Genomic DNA, 15,286 nt, shown 5'->3' with positions numbered 1-15,286 from the left:
GCCTGGACGATGTGACCCGAGCGCTGCGCCCGCAGGTGCGGCAGCACGGCCTCGATCTCACGCTGCGCGGATCGTGCACGCGTTCAGGTCGCGGATTTCCGACCGTAGTCGGATCTGCGGAGCGGCCGAACCGGTTAGCGTGGGACCAGGCGTTCTGCGGAAGGCGGGAAGAGCTGTGGACAGCAAGACGATCGCGCGCCAATGCACCCTGTGCGAGGCACACTGCGGAATTCTGGTGACGGTGCGGGAGGACCGCGTCACCCGGATCGAAGGCAATCCCGACGACGTCCTCTCCCGGGGCTACATCTGCCCGAAGGCCACCGCCATGGGCGGCCTGCATCACGACCCCGACCGATTGCGCACCCCGATGCGACGCACCGCCACCGGATTCGTTCCGGTGAGCTGGGACGAGGCGTTCCGCGAGATCGGTACCAGACTGCGAGCCGTGCGCGCTGCGCACGGCCCGAGCGCGATCGCCATGTACATGGGTAACCCGGCAGCGCACAGTTCGTCGGTGCTCTACGGCGGGTTGTTGCGAGCGGCGCTGTTCACCCGCAACTTCTTCACCGCGTCCTCGATCGACCAGTTCCCGCAGGAATTCACCGCCTGGCGGATGTTCGGATCGAATGTGCTGATGCCGGTGGCCGATATCGATCGCACGCACCGGCTGGTGGTCCTCGGGGCCAATCCGGCGGTGTCGAACGGCTCGATCACCACCATGCCCGGCGCCAAACAGCGCATCAAGGACGTCCGCAAACGGGGTGGCACGGTGGTCGTGATCGACCCGCGCCGTACCGAAACCGCCCGGCTGGCCGACGAACACATCGCCGTGCGGCCCGGCGGTGACGTCTATCTGCTGCTCGGCATGCTGCACGTGCTCCTCGGCGAGGGGCTGTGCGACGAACACCGGGTGCGCGCGCAATGCGTCGGCTGGGATGAGCTCAGCGCCTTGGTCGCCGACACCACGCCGGAGCGGATGGCCGGGCCCGCCGGGGTCGACGCCGACACCATCCGCACACTCGCCCGCGACCACGCGGCCGCGCCCTCGGCGGTGCTGTACGCGCGCATCGGTGTGTGCCAGCAGGTCACCGGCACCCTGACCCACTGGCTGGTGAACACGATCAATGCCGTCACCGGCAACCTCGACCGGCCCGGCGGTCAGATGTTCGCCACGCCCGTCGTCGACGGCGCGCGGTACGCCAAGCACCTGCGGGTGGGCTACGGCGCGTGGACCGACCGCACCGGCGCATACCGGTCCTTCCGCAGCGAATTGCCCGTTGCCGCGCTCGCGCACGACATCCTCGAGCCGGGCAACGACCGGATCCGGGCGATGATCACCTACGCGGGCAACCCGGTGCTCTCGACACCACAGGCGGGCAAGCTCGACGAAGCCCTCGCCGCCCTCGACTTCTTCGTCGCCGTCGACATGTACATCACCGAGACCACCCGGCACGCCGACTTCATCCTGCCGCCCGTCTCCGCGCTGGAACGCGAGGAGCTGAACCTGCTGTTCCCCATCTTCAGCGTGCGCAACAACGCCCGCTACGACGCGAAGGTGTTCGACCCGCCCGCCGACGGCAAGGACGACTGGCAGATCCTGGCCCGCCTCGTCACCGAGGTGACCCCACTGCCCGCCCGCCGGCTCACCGGCCGGGTCCTCAACGCGGTCTTCGAACAGCTCAGCCCCCTGCGCTTGACCGCGGCCGCGGTGGCGGCAGGCCCGTACGGGGTCTTGCGGCGCGGCCGAAAAGGTTTGACGCTCGGCAAGATTCGCGACACACCGGGCGGCACCGACCTCGGTCCGTTGCGCCCGCGCCTACCCGAACTGATCGGCACCCCCGACCGGGCGGTCCACCTGGCGCCCGCCGATTTCCTCGCGGCGGTCCGCACGGTCCTCGACGAAACAGACTCCCCCACAACTGATTACGACCTGCAGCTGATCGGCCGACGGCACCTGCGCAGCAACAACTCCTGGCTGCACAACATCGAGTCGATGGTCAAGGGCCGCGACCGCTGCACGGTCCTGATGCATCCCGACGACGCCGCCGCCCGCGGCCTCGCCGACGGCGACCAGGCCACCGTCGAGTCCCCGGTCGGCGCCATCGAGGTTCCGGTGGAGATCAGCACCGATATCCGCGCCGGTGTGGTGGCCGTGCCACACGGATACGGCCACCGCGAACCCGGCGTCGGCTGGCAGGTGGCCGCCGCGCTGCCGGGCGCCAACGTCAACCTGCTGCACGACCCGGCCCGCACCGACCCGCTCTCGGGCACGTCGGCAGTGAACAACACCTGGGTGCGGGTCGGCCGGGTCGAGAAGGCAGGCAGCGCAACCGGATCCGAGGTGGCCGTGGCGCCGCGGTGAAGTCACCGCGGCGGACGGTCAGCGGAAACGCAGGTCGGCGGTGGCCAGACCGAAGATCTTGCGACCCGCCGACTTGGCGACGACCGCGATCACCGCGGTGCGGGTGACCGGGTCGAGGGACTTCACTCGACCGGTGAACTCGACCTGCCCGCCCTCGCGGCCGACGATCGTGTAGTTCGACAGGCGGACACCGTAGCGGGTCACCGCGCCCGGATCGCCCGACCAGGCGGACAGGAAGCCCGCGCCGAGGCCCATGGTCACCATGCCGTGGGCGATGATGTCGGGCAGCCCGGCCAGCTGGGCGATGCGCTCGTCCCAGTGGATCGGGTTGCTGTCGCCGGACACACCGGCGTAGTTCACCAGATCGCCACGCGACAGGCGCGCGTCGCGCAGCGGCAGTTCGTCGCCGACGCTGAGGTCTTCGAAGGCGAGCGTGGTGCTCGGCACCCGGGCGGCCCCGGCGGCGGACAGGTGGATGTCGCCCTCGGGGCGGCGCGGGGTCTCGACGTCGGACGCGGCGGCGTCCTTGTCCTGGCTGAAGACCTTCACCCCGTGCACCATCACGTTCTCCACCGCACGAGTGATCTCGGGATCGACCCCGTCGTCACCGGTGATGCCGACGACCGTGGTGTGCATGATGTGCACGGTCTCGCCGGATTCGTCGGCGAAGGTGTTGGTGACGGTGATGAGGTCCTTGCCCGCGATACGGCGCACCGAGGACAGCTCCACGTCCACGGTCAGGCGGTCACCGGCGACGATCGGCTTGTGCTGCTCGAAGACCTGCTCGGTCTGCACGAACATGTCGTAGCCGACGACCACCGATTCGAACAGGTGCCGGTTGGCCGCCATCGCGGGAATGGAGACGAACGTCAACGGGGCGACCAGACCCTGGTACCCGAGCGCGGCGGCCGCCTCGTCCTCCCAGTGCGCGGGATGGAAATCCTGCACCGCGCGGGCGTATTCGCGCACCTTCTCACGGCCGACCTCGTAGATGTCGTCCACCCGGTAGTAGTGCCCTACCTTCGACGCGATATCGGGGGCTTCGGCCACGGAAGTCACTATGGATCACCTTCGTTCGGGGGACGGACTCCCGGCAGGGTAGCCGACGAGCCCGTCCACCGGGCGCACCATGGCACAGTTCACAATCACGCGAGCTGTGCGATGGGCTCGATCAGAACGAGGGGACGTCGCTCGTCGAGGCGTTGCCGCCGATCGAGGGCTGCAGGGTGATCTCCCATTCGGTGTCGGCGTCGAACACGTCGTCGAACTTCGAGAACTCCTGATCCCGGGTGAAGCCGAGTGCGGCCTGGTCCCAGTCGGTTCCGTACTTCATGTAGACGAAGTAGGAGCCGGCGATGCCGCTGAGCGTGGCGTTGGAGTTGCCCTGCACGTAGATCGTGGCCTGCGGCGACTTCGGGTCGCTGCTGGTGACGACGATCGCGCAGTCGGAGGAATTGCCGTTGACGATCTTCAGCTCGCCCGACCCGTTGAGGCCGTTCTGCTGGACGACGGCGCCGTTGTCGGCCCGGCGGTTCTGCAGCGGGGCGGCGACGGTGCTCGAGGTCGAGGTGGACCCCTTACCGGTCGGTGCGGATTTCGTGTCGTCCAGGCAGGCGCTCGTGGCGAGCGCGGTAGCAATGGCGATCACGGCGAACAGGCGGCGGTGAAGCATTCTTCCCCCGTACTCAGGACCGGAATTCGATACCGGTGTCGGCGCACAGTATTGCGCGAAATGCCGGAATTGTCAGATCGCTTGTCGGCGTGACCGGTTCGCTCCTGGGCATATGCGAGCAGGTCCTTACGTCCTCTAACGTTGCGGGGTGCTAGGACATTCACACGCGACCAGTGGGGCGCTGGCCTGGGCGGGGACCGCCGCGGCGCTGCCGCTCACCGTCGCCGCCTTCCCCCTGTTCGACAGCGAGACAACACGATTCGGCGTCGCCGAGCTGATCATGGGCACCTTCCTCACGGCGGGCGCGGCCCTGCTGCCGGACGCGGATCACCCGAGCGGGACCATCTCGCACGTGCTCGGGCCCGTGTCACATCACCTGTGCCGCTTCATCTCCTGGGTGTCGGGCGGGCATCGGCACGGCACGCATTCGCTGTTGTTCGTCGCGGGCGCGGTGGGCGCCACCTGGGCCGGTGAGCACTGGCTCGGCAGGCCGTTCACGCTGAGCCTGGTGTTCTTCCTGCTCGCGCTTGCGGTTCGGTCGTTGCACCTGTGTCCGCCGGGCAAGAGTGTGCGCACGTACGGCACGGTGATCGTGCTGGCCAGCGCGGGCACCTTCGCGGTGGACCATTGGATCGTCGACCGGCCCGCCTGGTTGCCGATCTGCGTCGGCCTCGGTTGCCTCGCGCACCTGCTCGGCGACTGCCTCACCGAGCGCGGCTGCCGGCTGCTGTGGCCGTTCCCGCTGCGCACGCGGGTGCCGCTGATCGACCGCACCGGTAACCGGGTGGAGACCTGGGTCATCTCACCCCTGTTCGTGCTCGGCACGATGGGCGCGCTCTGGTACGCGATCACCCAGCAGGCCTGATCGTGCGAGGACGGCGGAACCCCTCACCCCGCCGTCCTTGCCCGTTCTTTTTCTCGGTGTTCCAGTGAGGCGTATATAGTCAGATGCGCATATCGCGCTGATCTAATGCCTTGTGCTGGAGCACGGAACCCGGCCGGAGAGTCCGGTCAGATCTCCCGAAGCCTGCCCGAATCCGCCGCGTTTCAGTGCACAGTTGTACTCTCAAAAGCGTGACCGAGCAACTCTCCCAGTCCCAGGCCGAAGTCCAGGCGCTCGCCCGCCTGGCCGGCGACGAGTTCGTCGGTGCGGTCGACGGGATCGCGGCCATCCACCGCGCCATCAGCGATCGGGTGTTCACCGCCGTACGCGCGGGAGTCGGGACGGCCGCGGATCCGGTGAAGGTCGTGCACGACGCCATCACCGAGAGCGTGTACGCGGTCGTCGGCGGTACCGGGCACGTCGTCGGCGAGATGGCGAGCGCGGTGCAGGTATCCGGCCTACCCGCGCCGTCACGCACCGTCTGGGGCGCGGGCTTTCTCGCGGCCGTCCAGGGGCTGATCGGTGACGCGCTCGAGGACGACGCACCGATCCTGGCCTCCCCCATGACCATTCGTGTCGACGGCGCGCCGGTCCCGGCCGAACAGCTGGCCGCGCATGTTCCCGTGCCGACCACCAAGCTCGTCGTCCTGCTGCACGGGCTGGTCGAGACCGAACACGCCTGGCGCCTCGGCGGCAGGCCCACCTACGGCGAACGCCTCGAAGACGACCTCGGTTACACCCCCGTCTTCGTGCGCTACAACACCGGCCTGCACATCTCCGAGAACGCCGCGCAACTCGACGCCCTGCTCACCCGGCTCGTCGAGCAGTGGCCGCTCCCGGTCCACGAGATCTGCCTGATCGGGCACTCCATGGGCGGGCTCGTCGCGCGCAGCGCCTGCCACCGGGCCGAGCAGAGCGACGCCGGCTGGGCGCGTTCGGTGCGACAGGTGGTGTGCCTCGGCTCGCCGCATCTGGGCGCCCCGCTCGAACAGTTCGTGCACTACGCGGCCGCGGTGCTCGACCGGCTGCCCGAGACCCGCCCGCTGAGCACCCTGCTGCGCAGGCGTAGTGCGGGCATCCGCGATCTGCGCCAGGGCTCCCTCGTCGACGAGGACTGGCGCGACCGGGACGTCGACGCGCTGCGGGCCGAGGCGGTGCGCGAGGTACCGCTGCTGGCCGGTGCCGACCACTACTTCGTCACCGCGACCGTCACCCACAGTCCGAAGCATCCGCTCGGGATGGTGGTCGGCGACGGGATGGTGTTGCGCGGCAGCGGTTCCGGGGTCGGGCGCAGCAGGCGCATCGGTTTCGACAGCGGCAACGGGTTGCACGTGCCGGGCGCCAACCATTTCAGCCTGCTCAATCACGACGCCGTCTACACCGCGCTGCACGGATGGTTGTCGGGGACGCCCCACCATCCGGTCCAGCTCGATACGCTGGGGTCATGACTCTCGACCACGGCGATCCCGGCGACGCACCGGCCATTCCGCTGCCCACCGCTCCCCTGGCCAACGACGCGCGACCGTCCGCTGCCGAGGAGGCCAGAACGATTGCGGCCGCGTCCAATACGGGCACCCTGGCCAGCCTGACCGCCGACGGCGCGCCGTGGGCGTCGTTCATCACCTACGGGCTGCTCGACGGCGCGCCCGTGCTGAGCGTGTCGCGCCTGGCCGAGCACGGGCGCAATCTGGCCGCCGATCCGCGCGCCAGCATCGCGATCGTGACGCCGGACATGCCCGCCGATCCCCTCGCGGGCACGCGCATCACCCTGGCCGGTGTGGTGGAGCGGCCGAGTGGCGCCGAGGCCGAGGCGGCCCGCGCCGCACACCTGGCCGCGGTACCCGCCGCGAAGTACTACATCGATTACAGCGATTTCACGCTGTGGGTGCTGCGGGTCGAACGGGTGCGCTGGGTCGGCGGCTACGGCCGGATGGATTCCGCGACCGCCGCGCAGTACCTGGCCGCACGACCGGACCCGATCATGCCGCAGGCGGCGCCCGGCATCGCCCACCTCAACGCCGACCACGCCGACGCCCTGCTCGCCATGGCCACCCAGCTCGGCGGCTTCCCCGATGCCACGGCCGCGAGCTGCGAACGGGCCGACCGCTACGGTCTCGAACTGCGGGTCGAGACACCGCGCGGGGTGGCACGCACCCGCGTCGGCTATGCCGAACCGCTCACCGAGATCGGTCAGTTGCGAGCCGCGACAGTGGAGTTGACGCGGCGGGCGCGGGCGATGGCCGGTCAGGTCTCGTAACCGGTCAGTTCCAGAGCACGGCGACCAGCACGTTCACGATGGCGAGTCCGCCCGCGGCATCGGTCATCCAGCCGACCTGCTTGCCGCGCTTGGCATCGGCCCGGCCGACTTCGGCGAACCCGGCCACCGCGATCGAGATGACGAGCTTCACGGCCAGTTTCGTCGTGTCGGGTTCCTTGTCCAGCGATTCGACGCCGGAGGCGAGGCCCGCGAGGATCACGCCGGTGACGAGCTGAGCGCGGGCGCCCCACACCATCAGTTCCGAGACCACCGGGCGCGACGCGACATACCCACCGACCACCGCGGCCATGCCGAGCAGATGGGTGACGACCACCAGGTCGTAAACGAATTCCATGACTGCCGAGCGTAGTTCACACGACAATGGCCGGCACCCGATGGCGCCGGCCATTGTGGACGAATGCGGCTAGCGGGTGGCCTGGTCGAGCAGGTGTGCGTCCTTGCGCATCCCGAACGCCGTGATGACCTCCATGATGCCGATGACGATCAGGAAGATACCCACGACGAGAACCAGCGTGGCGATGGAGCCGATCGGCCAGACGATCAGGATCACACCGGCGATCGCGCTCAGCACACCGTAGAAGATCTGCCAGCCGCGGCCCGGAATGCTCGGTTCCGAGATCGCCGCGAAAAGCACGGTGATGCCGCGGAACAACCAGCCGATGCCGATCCACAAGCCGAGCAACACGATCGAGGTGAGGTCGTCGCGGAAGCAGAACACACCGATGATCAGCGACAGCACACCGCTGATGAACGAGAGCACCCGCAGGCTCGTACTCGGCAGATGAGTGAATGCGGCGACCAACTGGAAGATGCCGCTGGCAACCATATAGATACCGAAAAGAACGCCCGCGACAAGCAATGACGGACCGGGCCATACGAGCACGATGATGCCGAGGACCACCGCGAGAAGACCGGTGACCAGAATTGTTTGCCAGGTTTTCTTGGCAAGCGCGGTAAATGGGCTCTCCAACACGGTATTTGTCGTCATGACGAGATGTTATGCCCGCCAGCTCTCATTCCCTGGAAAGTTGCTGAAGCTGTGATCGTGTCGCGGCGCACAACCCGCCGCCGAACGGGCGGGACGCGGCGCGCGGTGACGAGCGACACCTCATTGCCACTGCGAACGTTTGGCGCGTTCCGGTCCCGGGTAGGTGATGGGAGTGTCGGTTGTACTCGTGCTGCAAGCTCGTGGACTCGGTGATCTGCTCGCCGCGGTCCCGGCTCTGCGTGCCCTGCGCCGGGCCGAACCAGGCAGCCGGATCGTGCTGGCCGCGCCCCATCGCCTCGAACAGATCGTCGACCTGATCTCCTCGGTCGACGAACTCGTCGCCACCGCCGATCCGGCGGCCCTGATCTGGGACGGTCCCGCGCCCGAGCTGGCGGTGAATCTGCACGGCCCGGACGGTGCGAGCGCGCGAGCGCTGGCCGATACCGGCGCCAAACGGATCATCGGGCACCGGACGCCGGGCCTGCCCCGGCTCACCGGGCCGCGCTGGGACCCCGAGGCCCACGTGGCGGATCGGTGGTGTCAGTTGCTCGAGAGCGAGGGCATCGCCGCCGATCGGCGCAATCTCGGACTGGTCCCGCCGGTTGCCTCCATCAGCCGTCGCGACTGCGTCGTGGTGCATGTCGGCGCCGGTGCGCCCGCGCGCCGCTGGCCGCCGGAACGGTTCGCCGCCGTGGTGCGGCACCTGATGGTCCTCGGCCGCGACGTGGTGCTCACCGGTGATCCGTTCGAACGCGACATCGCCGTGCAGGTGGCCGCGCAGGCGGGCCTGCCCGACGACCGGGTACTCGCGGGCAGGCAGAACCTCACCGATCTCGCGGCCACCGTGGCCGGTGCCGCCCTCGTGATCTCCGGCGATACCGGCGTCGCCCATCTCGCCACCGCCTTCGGCACCAGGACCGTGCTGCTGTTCGGGCCCACCCCGCCGCGTCGTGGCGGTCCGCCCGCGCATCTGCTCGGCAGGCACGCGGTGCTGTGGGCGGGGCAGGTCGGCGATCCCGATGCCCGCACCCCCGACCCCGGCCTGTTGCGCATCGGAGTGCCCGAGGTGATCGCCGCGGTCGACGCGCAGCTCGACAAGCAGGATTGGGCCGAGTCGAGTCGCTCGCGTTATCGCCGGGTGGGCTGACCGGCGGGCGGTGCGGCAGCGGTCGGCTAACCGGCGGCTCGCAGCGCGGCGGCATGGGCGGCCAGTGCGCTCGGCCAGAACTGTTCGAGGTAGTCGCGTGCGTCGTTGAGGCCACGCGGATCCAGGGAGTACAGGTGACGGTTGCCGTCGCGGCGCATGCTCACCAGGTGCGCCTCGCGCAGGATGCGCAGGTGCTGGGAGGCGGCCGAGCTGGTGATACCGGTGGCCTCGGCGAGCTCGGCGACCGAGCGTGGACCCTGCGGCAGCGACTCGAAGATCGCGCGCCTGGTCGCGTCGGATAACGCGGTGATTGCCCGAACTCCGTTAGCGTCCACTGAACAAGTGTGCGCGGATAACGCCTGGTCGGCAATGATCTTGCGGTCACGGTATTTCACCCGGTCGCTCCCGGGAATTTCTGTTTTCGAGATGCGATTGTTATAGATCAACTGGGGTTATAGCCGCTCGTGATGGCAGCCACAGGATTCGCCGCGTCGGTTACGAATTAGCTACCTTCGAGACATGTTCGTGACCAACCCGTTATCCGCCCGAATCTCCGACGCCTTCGCAGGTCGTCTGGGTGGCGTTGTCGCGGGTGCGGTGGCCCTGTCCGCACTCGTGGGAACGTCCGCCGCCGCCTTCAGCGGCCCCGAGACCCCTACCACCACCGCCGTCGCGGCGTCTTCGGCAGACGCCCTCGGCGTTTCGCAGGCCCGCTTCACCTCCGCCACCGCGCCCGAGGTGCAGGCCGAGACCCCCGCCGCCGCACCGGTGGCCTGGGAAGAGCACCGCGAGGCCATCCAGGCCGCGCTGCCACCGCTGCCCGCGCCGCTGCCCTTCATCGCGCCGCCCCCGCCGCCGCGCCCGCAGACCGTCCGACCGGTCAACGGTCGCCTGACCTCCTACTACGGCCCCCGCTGGGGTGCCGCGCACAACGGCATCGACTTCGGTGACCCGATCGGTGCGCCGGTCTTCGCCGTCACCGACGGTACCGTCATCGAGACCGGCCCGGCCTCCGGGTTCGGCCTGTGGGTCCGCGTCCAGCAGGACGACGGCACCATCGGCGTGTTCGGTCACGTCAACGAGATCCTGGTCCAGCCGGGCCAGCACGTGAACGCCGGCGACGTCATCGCCACCGTCGGAAACCGTGGCCAGTCCACCGGCCCCCACCTGCACTACGAGGTGCACGTGCCGGACGGCTCGCTCTACGGCGCCCCGATCGACCCGCACCCGTGGCTCGCCGCGCGCGGTATCGACGTCGGCGTCCCGCAGGACTGATCCTCACCACCCACTGATCGCCGCCCGACCGGCGATCAGGAAATCCCGCAGCCGCGCGACCGCGAGCGTCGACCCATGGTCTCCCGAGACCAGGCCGATCTCGCGGTCGCGTTCGCCATCGATGCGCACCACGGCCAGGTCGGGGTGCGGTGTCTCGGCGGGTGGGAGCAGCGCCACGCCGAGCCCCAGCGCGACGAGCGCGCGCAGTGTCTCGAACTCGGTGATCTCGAACAGCACGCGTGGCGTGAAACCCGCTGCGGCGCACCAGGAATCGAGTAGCGCACGCAACTGATAGCTCGGCGGGTTGGCGATGAACGCCGCATCGGCGAGCTCGGTCAGCGCCACCCGCGAGCGCCCCGCCAGCGGGTGGGTTCGGGCCACGTGCAGATCGATACGCTGGCGCCCGAGGACGACCGTCGGCAGGTCGTCGGGCGGCGGGATCATCACCGCGAGATCGAGCCTGCCGTCGCGGACCTGCTCGGCCAGCGCCTCACCGTGGGCCTGCACCAGGTGCAGGCGGATGCCGGGTGCGCGGGTGTGGAACTGGGCGAGCAACGCCGGGACACTGATCGGCCCGAGGGTGAGCGGGAATCCGAACCGAACGAGACCGGTCTCCGGGTCGGCGTCGGCCCGCACGCGGCGCACGGCGTCGTCGAGCGCGCGCAGCACATCGCGCGTTCGTTCGTGCAGGTCACGACCCTGTGGCGTGAGCGTCACGCCGCGCCCCGACGGCTGGAACAGCGACACCCCGAGATGCTGTTCGAGGGTCTTGATCCGGCGGCTCAGTGACGACTGTGGCACCCCGAGACGCTGCGCCGCCCGGGTGAAGTTGCCCTCCTCGGCGGCCGCGTCGAAGGCCGCGAGCAGGGGCGCGACGGCCTGCGCGCCGTATTCATCCATATCCGGATCATATGCCCGGCGATTCCGTATTGGACGGATCGGTGGTGGCGGCCCGACGATGGCGGTACACGGCTATCGGGAGGTTCGACATGGATGCCAGGACACACGAATCCGCTTGCGGAGACGACATTCTCGACGCGGTACTGATCGGCGGCGGCATCATGTCGGCCACCCTCGGCGCGCTGCTGAGCACTCTCGCCCCCGACTGGTCGATCGCACTGTTCGAGCGCCTCGGGGAACCGGCGGGTGAGAGTTCGGGTGCGTGGAACAACGCGGGCACCGGGCACTCCGGGCTGTGCGAGCTCAACTACATGCCCGACCCGGACGACGCGAGCACCGCCGCGCGGATCGCCGAGCAGTTCGCCCTGTCCCGGCGGTTCTGGTCGGCGCTAGCAGCACGCGGCGCGTTCCCCAACCAGGACGCTGCCCACCCGTCGGCCGAGCGCAGTCCCCTCGGGGCCTTCCTGACATCGACACCGCACGTGACCGTGGTCTTCGGCGACCGCGATATCGCTTACCTGCGGCGTCGCTGGGCCACCCTGCGCGAGTTGCCCGCCTTCGCCGAGATGGAGTACACCGAGGATCGCGCGGTGATCGGTGCGTGGGCACCGCTGCTGGTGCGCGGACGAGCCGCTGACGAACAGATGGCGGCGACTCGGCACATCGGCGGTACCGATATCGACTTCGGCGCCCTCACCAGGGCGTTGCTGGCGACAATGACCGAGGCGGGCAATCCGGTGCGGTTGCATCGCGAGATCACCGGCTTGCGGCGCGGCGCCGACGGGCTGTGGACCGTGCGTGGGCGCGATCTGGATTCCGGGCGGACGTTCCGGGTTCGCACCCGGTTCGTGTTCGTCGGCGCGGGCGGTTACGCGCTGCGGCTGCTGCAGCGGGCCCGGCTGCCCGAGGTGCGCGGGTACGCGGTGCTGCCGATGGGCGCGCAGTTCCTGCGGACCGGTGATCCCGATGTGGTCGCCGAGCACGAGGCGAAGGTGTACAGCCAGGCCTCGCTCGGCGCGCCGCCGATGTCGGTGCCGCATCTGGATCGGCGGGAGGTCGACGGGTCGGCCGCGTTGATGTTCGGCCCGTACGCCACTTTCAGCACCCGGTTGCTGCGCCACGGGTCCCTCACCGACCTGTTCACCACCGTGCGCCCGCACAATGTGGTGCCACTGTTGTCCGCGTGCTTGCGGAATCTGCACCTCGGGCGCTATCTGCTCGGTCAGCTGCTGGCTTCGCGTCGGGACAAGTTCGCCGAGCTGCGGCGGTTCTATCCCACCGCCGACGCCGCCGACTGGGAACTGATCCAGGCCGGTCAGCGCGCGCAGCTGGTGAAACCCGACGGGCGGTTCGGCGGCGAACTCCAGTTCGGCACCGAACTCGTCACCGGGGCCGACGGTACGATCGCCGGTCTGCTCGGCGCCTCCCCCGGCGCTTCCATCGCCCCCGACATCATGCGGGATCTGCTCGATCGCTGCTTTCCCGCGCGACGCCACGAGTGGGCGCCGTTGCTCACCGAGCTCCTGCCGGACGCCCCGGAAACGAATTCGGCGGGGATTCCGTTGGCTACTGTGCTCTCCCTTGTCGCCCAACAGATTTCGCCGGACGATGCCTCCAGCGACAGCTGACACTCCGGCAACCGCGCGCCCTGGAATGGTCACCGCGCCGCAGGCTCGCTCAGGGGTGAGGCACGCACCGAGTTCTAGGGGTCGTCCCACGGATGAGCCAGGGGTGAGGTCGGCATAGTACGGCGGTAGGGGTACCCGGACCGTTCCGCAGCGGGAGGTGCTGGGGCGCACGGCATTTCTACCGTCGGGACATGGCGACGATCGACCTCACCCACACCCTGTCCCGCTTCCGGCTCCAGACCAGGCCGAGGAGCGAGCAGGCACCCTGGCACGGCCCGCTCTTGGTCAATTCGGCCCTGATGTCCGCGCTGGTCGTGGTGTCGATGATCGGCATGGTCGTCGACCACCGGTTGCTGCTCGGTGAATCGGTGTGGCTCAAACCGGCGAAGTTCGGTTTCGCGTTCGCCGTCTACGGCATGACGCTGGCCTGGATCCTGCGGTTGCCGCATCGGGGCCGGCGACCCACCTGGTGGCTCGGCACCGTCTTCGCGGTCACCGGGGTGCTCGACGTCGGCTTCATCGCGCTACAGGCGGCGCGCGGGACCTTCAGCCATTTCAATACCGCCGCCGATCCGGTCAATCAGATCGGCCAGCAAGTCTTCGCCTCCGGTGTCCCCGGCCTGTTCCTGGCGAATCTCGTTCTGGTGATGATCATCTCGTGGCAGAAGCTCACCGATCGTCCGACCGCGATCGCCTTGAAGGCCGGATTGTGGCTGGCGGTGGCAGGCATGATGCTCGGGTATCTGATGGGCTTCACCGGCGCACAGCTGGTGCGTCAGGCCGACGGCACCGTGATCGGGTTGATGGCGGGGCACACGGTCGTGCCGGGCTCCCCCGCCGACGCCGCCCGAGACGGACTCGGCGCGATGCCGATCACCCACTGGAGTACCACCGGTGGCGATCTGCGGATCCCGCATTTCGTCGGACTGCACGGCATTCAGGTGTTGCTGCTCCTGGCCGCCGCGCTGGCCGCGCTCGCCGCCCGCTACCGCTGGCTGCGGACCGAGCGGACCCGCGCCGCACTGGTCGGCGTCGCCGCCATCGGGTACGCCGGACTGCTCACTCTCGTGTTCTGGCAGGCACTGCGCGGTCAGCCGCTCACCGGTCCCGACCTCGCCACGGTCGGCGCGACGCTCGGGCTGATCGGGTTCGTCGCCGCCGGTGTCACCGCGATCTACCTACGTTCCCGCGAGACACCGGCCGATCCGGCCTAGCCCCAGTCAGCGCAGGCGTTCGGCTTCCTTGGTCAACTGCACGAGCGTCGCACTCAGCTGCGCCAGCTCGGCCTGATCCGCGCCCTCGGCCACAGCCGTCGCCACGTCCTCGGCCGCGCAGCGCGCCGCGAACCACCGGTCGGCCAGGTCGGCGGCCTCCTGGGCGGTGAGCACCACCGCGTCCTCGGGAATCCCCGTCCCCTTGAGACTCGTGCGGTGTTCGTAGGCACGTTGCCGACACGACTGACGGCAATAGCGGCGACGCCGACCCGATTCGGAATCGACGATCTCCCGCCCGCACCACGAGCAGGACAGCAGGCGACTGCGCGACATGCTGCGAAACCCTAGCGGCCCCACGACCGATCCGGCGGTTCAGGTCTCGCTGAGCGGGCACTCACCCAGTGGGTCCGACGGCCACCCCGGCCGTAGCGACTACAATGGAACAGTTCAGTCTTCCCGCGCGTTGAACGGTAGTACCACGTACCGGTTGTCGGCCGCCTCGATCTGGACTGACCAGAGGGTGCGGGGAACAGGCCGACAACCACGCGGCGCCAGCCGCCAAAGACACAGGAGCACACATGGCAGATCGCGTACTCCGGGGCAGTCGGCTCGGAGCGGTGAGCTACGAGACCGATCGCGACCATGACCTGGCCCCGCGCCGGATCGCCCGCTACCGCACCGACAACGGTGAGGAATTCGACGTCCCGTTCGCCGACGACGCGGAGATCCCGCCCACCTGGTTGTGCCGTAACGGCCAGGAGGGGCAGCTCATGGAGGGCACCTCGGTCGAAACCAAGAAGGTGAAGCCGCCGCGCACCCACTGGGACATGCTGCTGGAGCGTCGCAGCAAGGAGGAGCTCGAGGAGCTGCTCAAGGAGCGCCTCGACCTGCTCAAGTCCCGCCGCCGCGGCTAGCCACCGGCGACAACGGCGAAGGCCG

Annotated in this window: 16 protein-coding genes; 9 read left to right on the top strand and 7 right to left on the bottom strand. The window is 69.2% G+C overall.

Annotated elements, in window-relative coordinates:
- Positions 1-175: 175 nt before the first annotated feature.
- Positions 176-2,362, top strand: coding sequence for a molybdopterin oxidoreductase family protein (locus AB0F86_RS05120; RefSeq protein WP_356982116.1), 2,187 nt, complete (start codon positions 176-178; stop codon positions 2,360-2,362).
- An 18-nt stretch (positions 2,363-2,380) separates the two neighbouring features.
- On the opposite strand, the gene AB0F86_RS05115 is transcribed toward AB0F86_RS05120, so the two are convergent.
- Positions 2,381-3,421 (bottom strand): fused (3R)-hydroxyacyl-ACP dehydratase subunits HadA/HadB, encoded by a 1,041-nt coding sequence (locus tag AB0F86_RS05115; RefSeq protein WP_356982114.1) that lies wholly within the window; start codon positions 3,419-3,421, stop codon positions 2,381-2,383.
- Positions 3,422-3,533: 112 nt separating this feature from the next.
- A complete protein-coding gene (locus AB0F86_RS05110) occupies positions 3,534-4,034 on the bottom strand; it encodes a hypothetical protein (RefSeq protein ID WP_181696327.1) in 501 nt (166 codons plus the stop codon).
- Positions 4,035-4,182: 148 nt separating this feature from the next.
- On the opposite strand from AB0F86_RS05110, the gene AB0F86_RS05105 reads away from it, so the two are divergent.
- The 3 genes from AB0F86_RS05105 to AB0F86_RS05095 all read left to right on the top strand — a co-directional run bounded on the left by AB0F86_RS05105 (position 4,183) and on the right by AB0F86_RS05095 (position 7,174).
- On the top strand, positions 4,183-4,899 hold the full coding sequence (locus tag AB0F86_RS05105; protein WP_225280286.1) for a metal-dependent hydrolase: 717 nt from the start codon (positions 4,183-4,185) through the stop codon (positions 4,897-4,899).
- 209 nt (positions 4,900-5,108) lie between these two features.
- Complete coding sequence (locus tag AB0F86_RS05100) at positions 5,109-6,365, top strand: alpha/beta hydrolase (RefSeq protein WP_356982112.1); 1,257 nt, start codon at positions 5,109-5,111, stop codon at positions 6,363-6,365.
- Positions 6,362-7,174, top strand: a complete 813-nt coding sequence (locus AB0F86_RS05095) for a DUF2470 domain-containing protein (RefSeq protein ID WP_181696330.1) — start codon at positions 6,362-6,364, stop codon at positions 7,172-7,174. Before AB0F86_RS05100 ends, AB0F86_RS05095 begins: the two co-directional genes overlap by 4 nt.
- 4 nt (positions 7,175-7,178) lie before the next feature.
- Here the strand turns inward: AB0F86_RS05095 and AB0F86_RS05090 are convergent, their stop codons facing one another.
- Both AB0F86_RS05090 and AB0F86_RS05085 read right to left on the bottom strand, forming a co-directional pair.
- Positions 7,179-7,529 (bottom strand): hypothetical protein, encoded by a 351-nt coding sequence (locus AB0F86_RS05090; RefSeq protein WP_067492221.1) that lies wholly within the window; start codon positions 7,527-7,529, stop codon positions 7,179-7,181.
- A gap of 69 nt (positions 7,530-7,598) precedes the next feature.
- The gene (locus tag AB0F86_RS05085) at positions 7,599-8,183 is read right to left on the bottom strand and encodes an HdeD family acid-resistance protein (RefSeq protein WP_181696331.1); all 585 of its coding nucleotides are present in this window, start codon (positions 8,181-8,183) and stop codon (positions 7,599-7,601) included.
- A 172-nt stretch (positions 8,184-8,355) separates the two neighbouring features.
- Here AB0F86_RS05085 and AB0F86_RS05080 point away from each other — a divergent pair, with 172 nt between their 5' ends.
- Positions 8,356-9,330, top strand: coding sequence for a glycosyltransferase family 9 protein (locus tag AB0F86_RS05080; RefSeq protein WP_225280288.1), 975 nt, complete (start codon positions 8,356-8,358; stop codon positions 9,328-9,330).
- A gap of 26 nt (positions 9,331-9,356) precedes the next feature.
- Here the strand turns inward: AB0F86_RS05080 and AB0F86_RS05075 are convergent, their stop codons facing one another.
- Entirely contained in the window at positions 9,357-9,665 is a 309-nt protein-coding gene (locus tag AB0F86_RS05075) for a metalloregulator ArsR/SmtB family transcription factor (RefSeq protein ID WP_356982109.1), read from the bottom strand.
- Between the two features lie 184 nt (positions 9,666-9,849).
- Between AB0F86_RS05075 and AB0F86_RS05070 the strand changes: the two genes are divergently transcribed.
- Positions 9,850-10,605 carry a M23 family metallopeptidase gene (locus AB0F86_RS05070; RefSeq protein WP_084456271.1) on the top strand — a complete coding sequence of 252 codons (756 nt, stop codon included), beginning with the start codon at positions 9,850-9,852 and terminating at the stop codon, positions 10,603-10,605.
- A gap of 3 nt (positions 10,606-10,608) precedes the next feature.
- Here AB0F86_RS05070 and AB0F86_RS05065 read toward each other — a convergent pair whose 3' ends face one another.
- A complete protein-coding gene (locus AB0F86_RS05065) occupies positions 10,609-11,505 on the bottom strand; it encodes a LysR family transcriptional regulator (protein WP_356982106.1) in 897 nt (298 codons plus the stop codon).
- Between the two features lie 89 nt (positions 11,506-11,594).
- On the opposite strand from AB0F86_RS05065, the gene mqo reads away from it, so the two are divergent.
- Both mqo and AB0F86_RS05055 read left to right on the top strand, forming a co-directional pair.
- Positions 11,595-13,133 (top strand): malate dehydrogenase (quinone), encoded by a 1,539-nt coding sequence (mqo, locus tag AB0F86_RS05060; RefSeq protein ID WP_356982104.1) that lies wholly within the window; start codon positions 11,595-11,597, stop codon positions 13,131-13,133.
- A gap of 191 nt (positions 13,134-13,324) precedes the next feature.
- Positions 13,325-14,347, top strand: coding sequence for a hypothetical protein (locus tag AB0F86_RS05055; protein WP_356982102.1), 1,023 nt, complete (start codon positions 13,325-13,327; stop codon positions 14,345-14,347).
- 6 nt (positions 14,348-14,353) lie between these two features.
- Here the strand turns inward: AB0F86_RS05055 and AB0F86_RS05050 are convergent, their stop codons facing one another.
- The gene (locus tag AB0F86_RS05050) at positions 14,354-14,680 is read right to left on the bottom strand and encodes a hypothetical protein (protein WP_067492213.1); all 327 of its coding nucleotides are present in this window, start codon (positions 14,678-14,680) and stop codon (positions 14,354-14,356) included.
- A 245-nt stretch (positions 14,681-14,925) separates the two neighbouring features.
- On the opposite strand from AB0F86_RS05050, the gene AB0F86_RS05045 reads away from it, so the two are divergent.
- Positions 14,926-15,261, top strand: coding sequence for an RNA polymerase-binding protein RbpA (locus AB0F86_RS05045; protein WP_067492212.1), 336 nt, complete (start codon positions 14,926-14,928; stop codon positions 15,259-15,261).
- Positions 15,262-15,286 lie beyond the last annotated feature (25 nt).

The organism is Nocardia sp. NPDC023733 (genome assembly GCF_040639775.1).
In the GTDB taxonomy this organism is placed as follows: Bacteria; Actinomycetota; Actinomycetes; order Mycobacteriales; family Mycobacteriaceae; genus Nocardia; species Nocardia rosealba.
This window is presented reverse-complemented; position numbering and strand designations above follow the sequence as displayed.

Bases quoted from the DNA above. Each gene is read 5' to 3' on its own strand.
- AB0F86_RS05110 (WP_181696327.1), bottom strand. From the start codon at position 4,034: ATGCTTCACCGCCGCCTGTTCGCCGTGATCGCCATTGCTACCGCGCTC.
- AB0F86_RS05095 (WP_181696330.1), top strand. From the start codon at position 6,362: ATGACTCTCGACCACGGCGATCCCGGCGACGCACCGGCCATTCCGCTG.
- AB0F86_RS05090 (WP_067492221.1), bottom strand. From the start codon at position 7,529: ATGGAATTCGTTTACGACCTGGTGGTCGTCACCCATCTGCTCGGCATG.
- AB0F86_RS05085 (WP_181696331.1), bottom strand. From the start codon at position 8,183: ATGACGACAAATACCGTGTTGGAGAGCCCATTTACCGCGCTTGCCAAG.
- AB0F86_RS05070 (WP_084456271.1), top strand. From the start codon at position 9,850: ATGTTCGTGACCAACCCGTTATCCGCCCGAATCTCCGACGCCTTCGCA.
- AB0F86_RS05065 (WP_356982106.1), bottom strand. From the start codon at position 11,505: ATGGATGAATACGGCGCGCAGGCCGTCGCGCCCCTGCTCGCGGCCTTC.
- mqo (WP_356982104.1), top strand. From the start codon at position 11,595: ATGGATGCCAGGACACACGAATCCGCTTGCGGAGACGACATTCTCGAC.
- AB0F86_RS05055 (WP_356982102.1), top strand. From the start codon at position 13,325: ATGGCGACGATCGACCTCACCCACACCCTGTCCCGCTTCCGGCTCCAG.
- AB0F86_RS05050 (WP_067492213.1), bottom strand. From the start codon at position 14,680: ATGTCGCGCAGTCGCCTGCTGTCCTGCTCGTGGTGCGGGCGGGAGATC.
- AB0F86_RS05045 (WP_067492212.1), top strand. From the start codon at position 14,926: ATGGCAGATCGCGTACTCCGGGGCAGTCGGCTCGGAGCGGTGAGCTAC.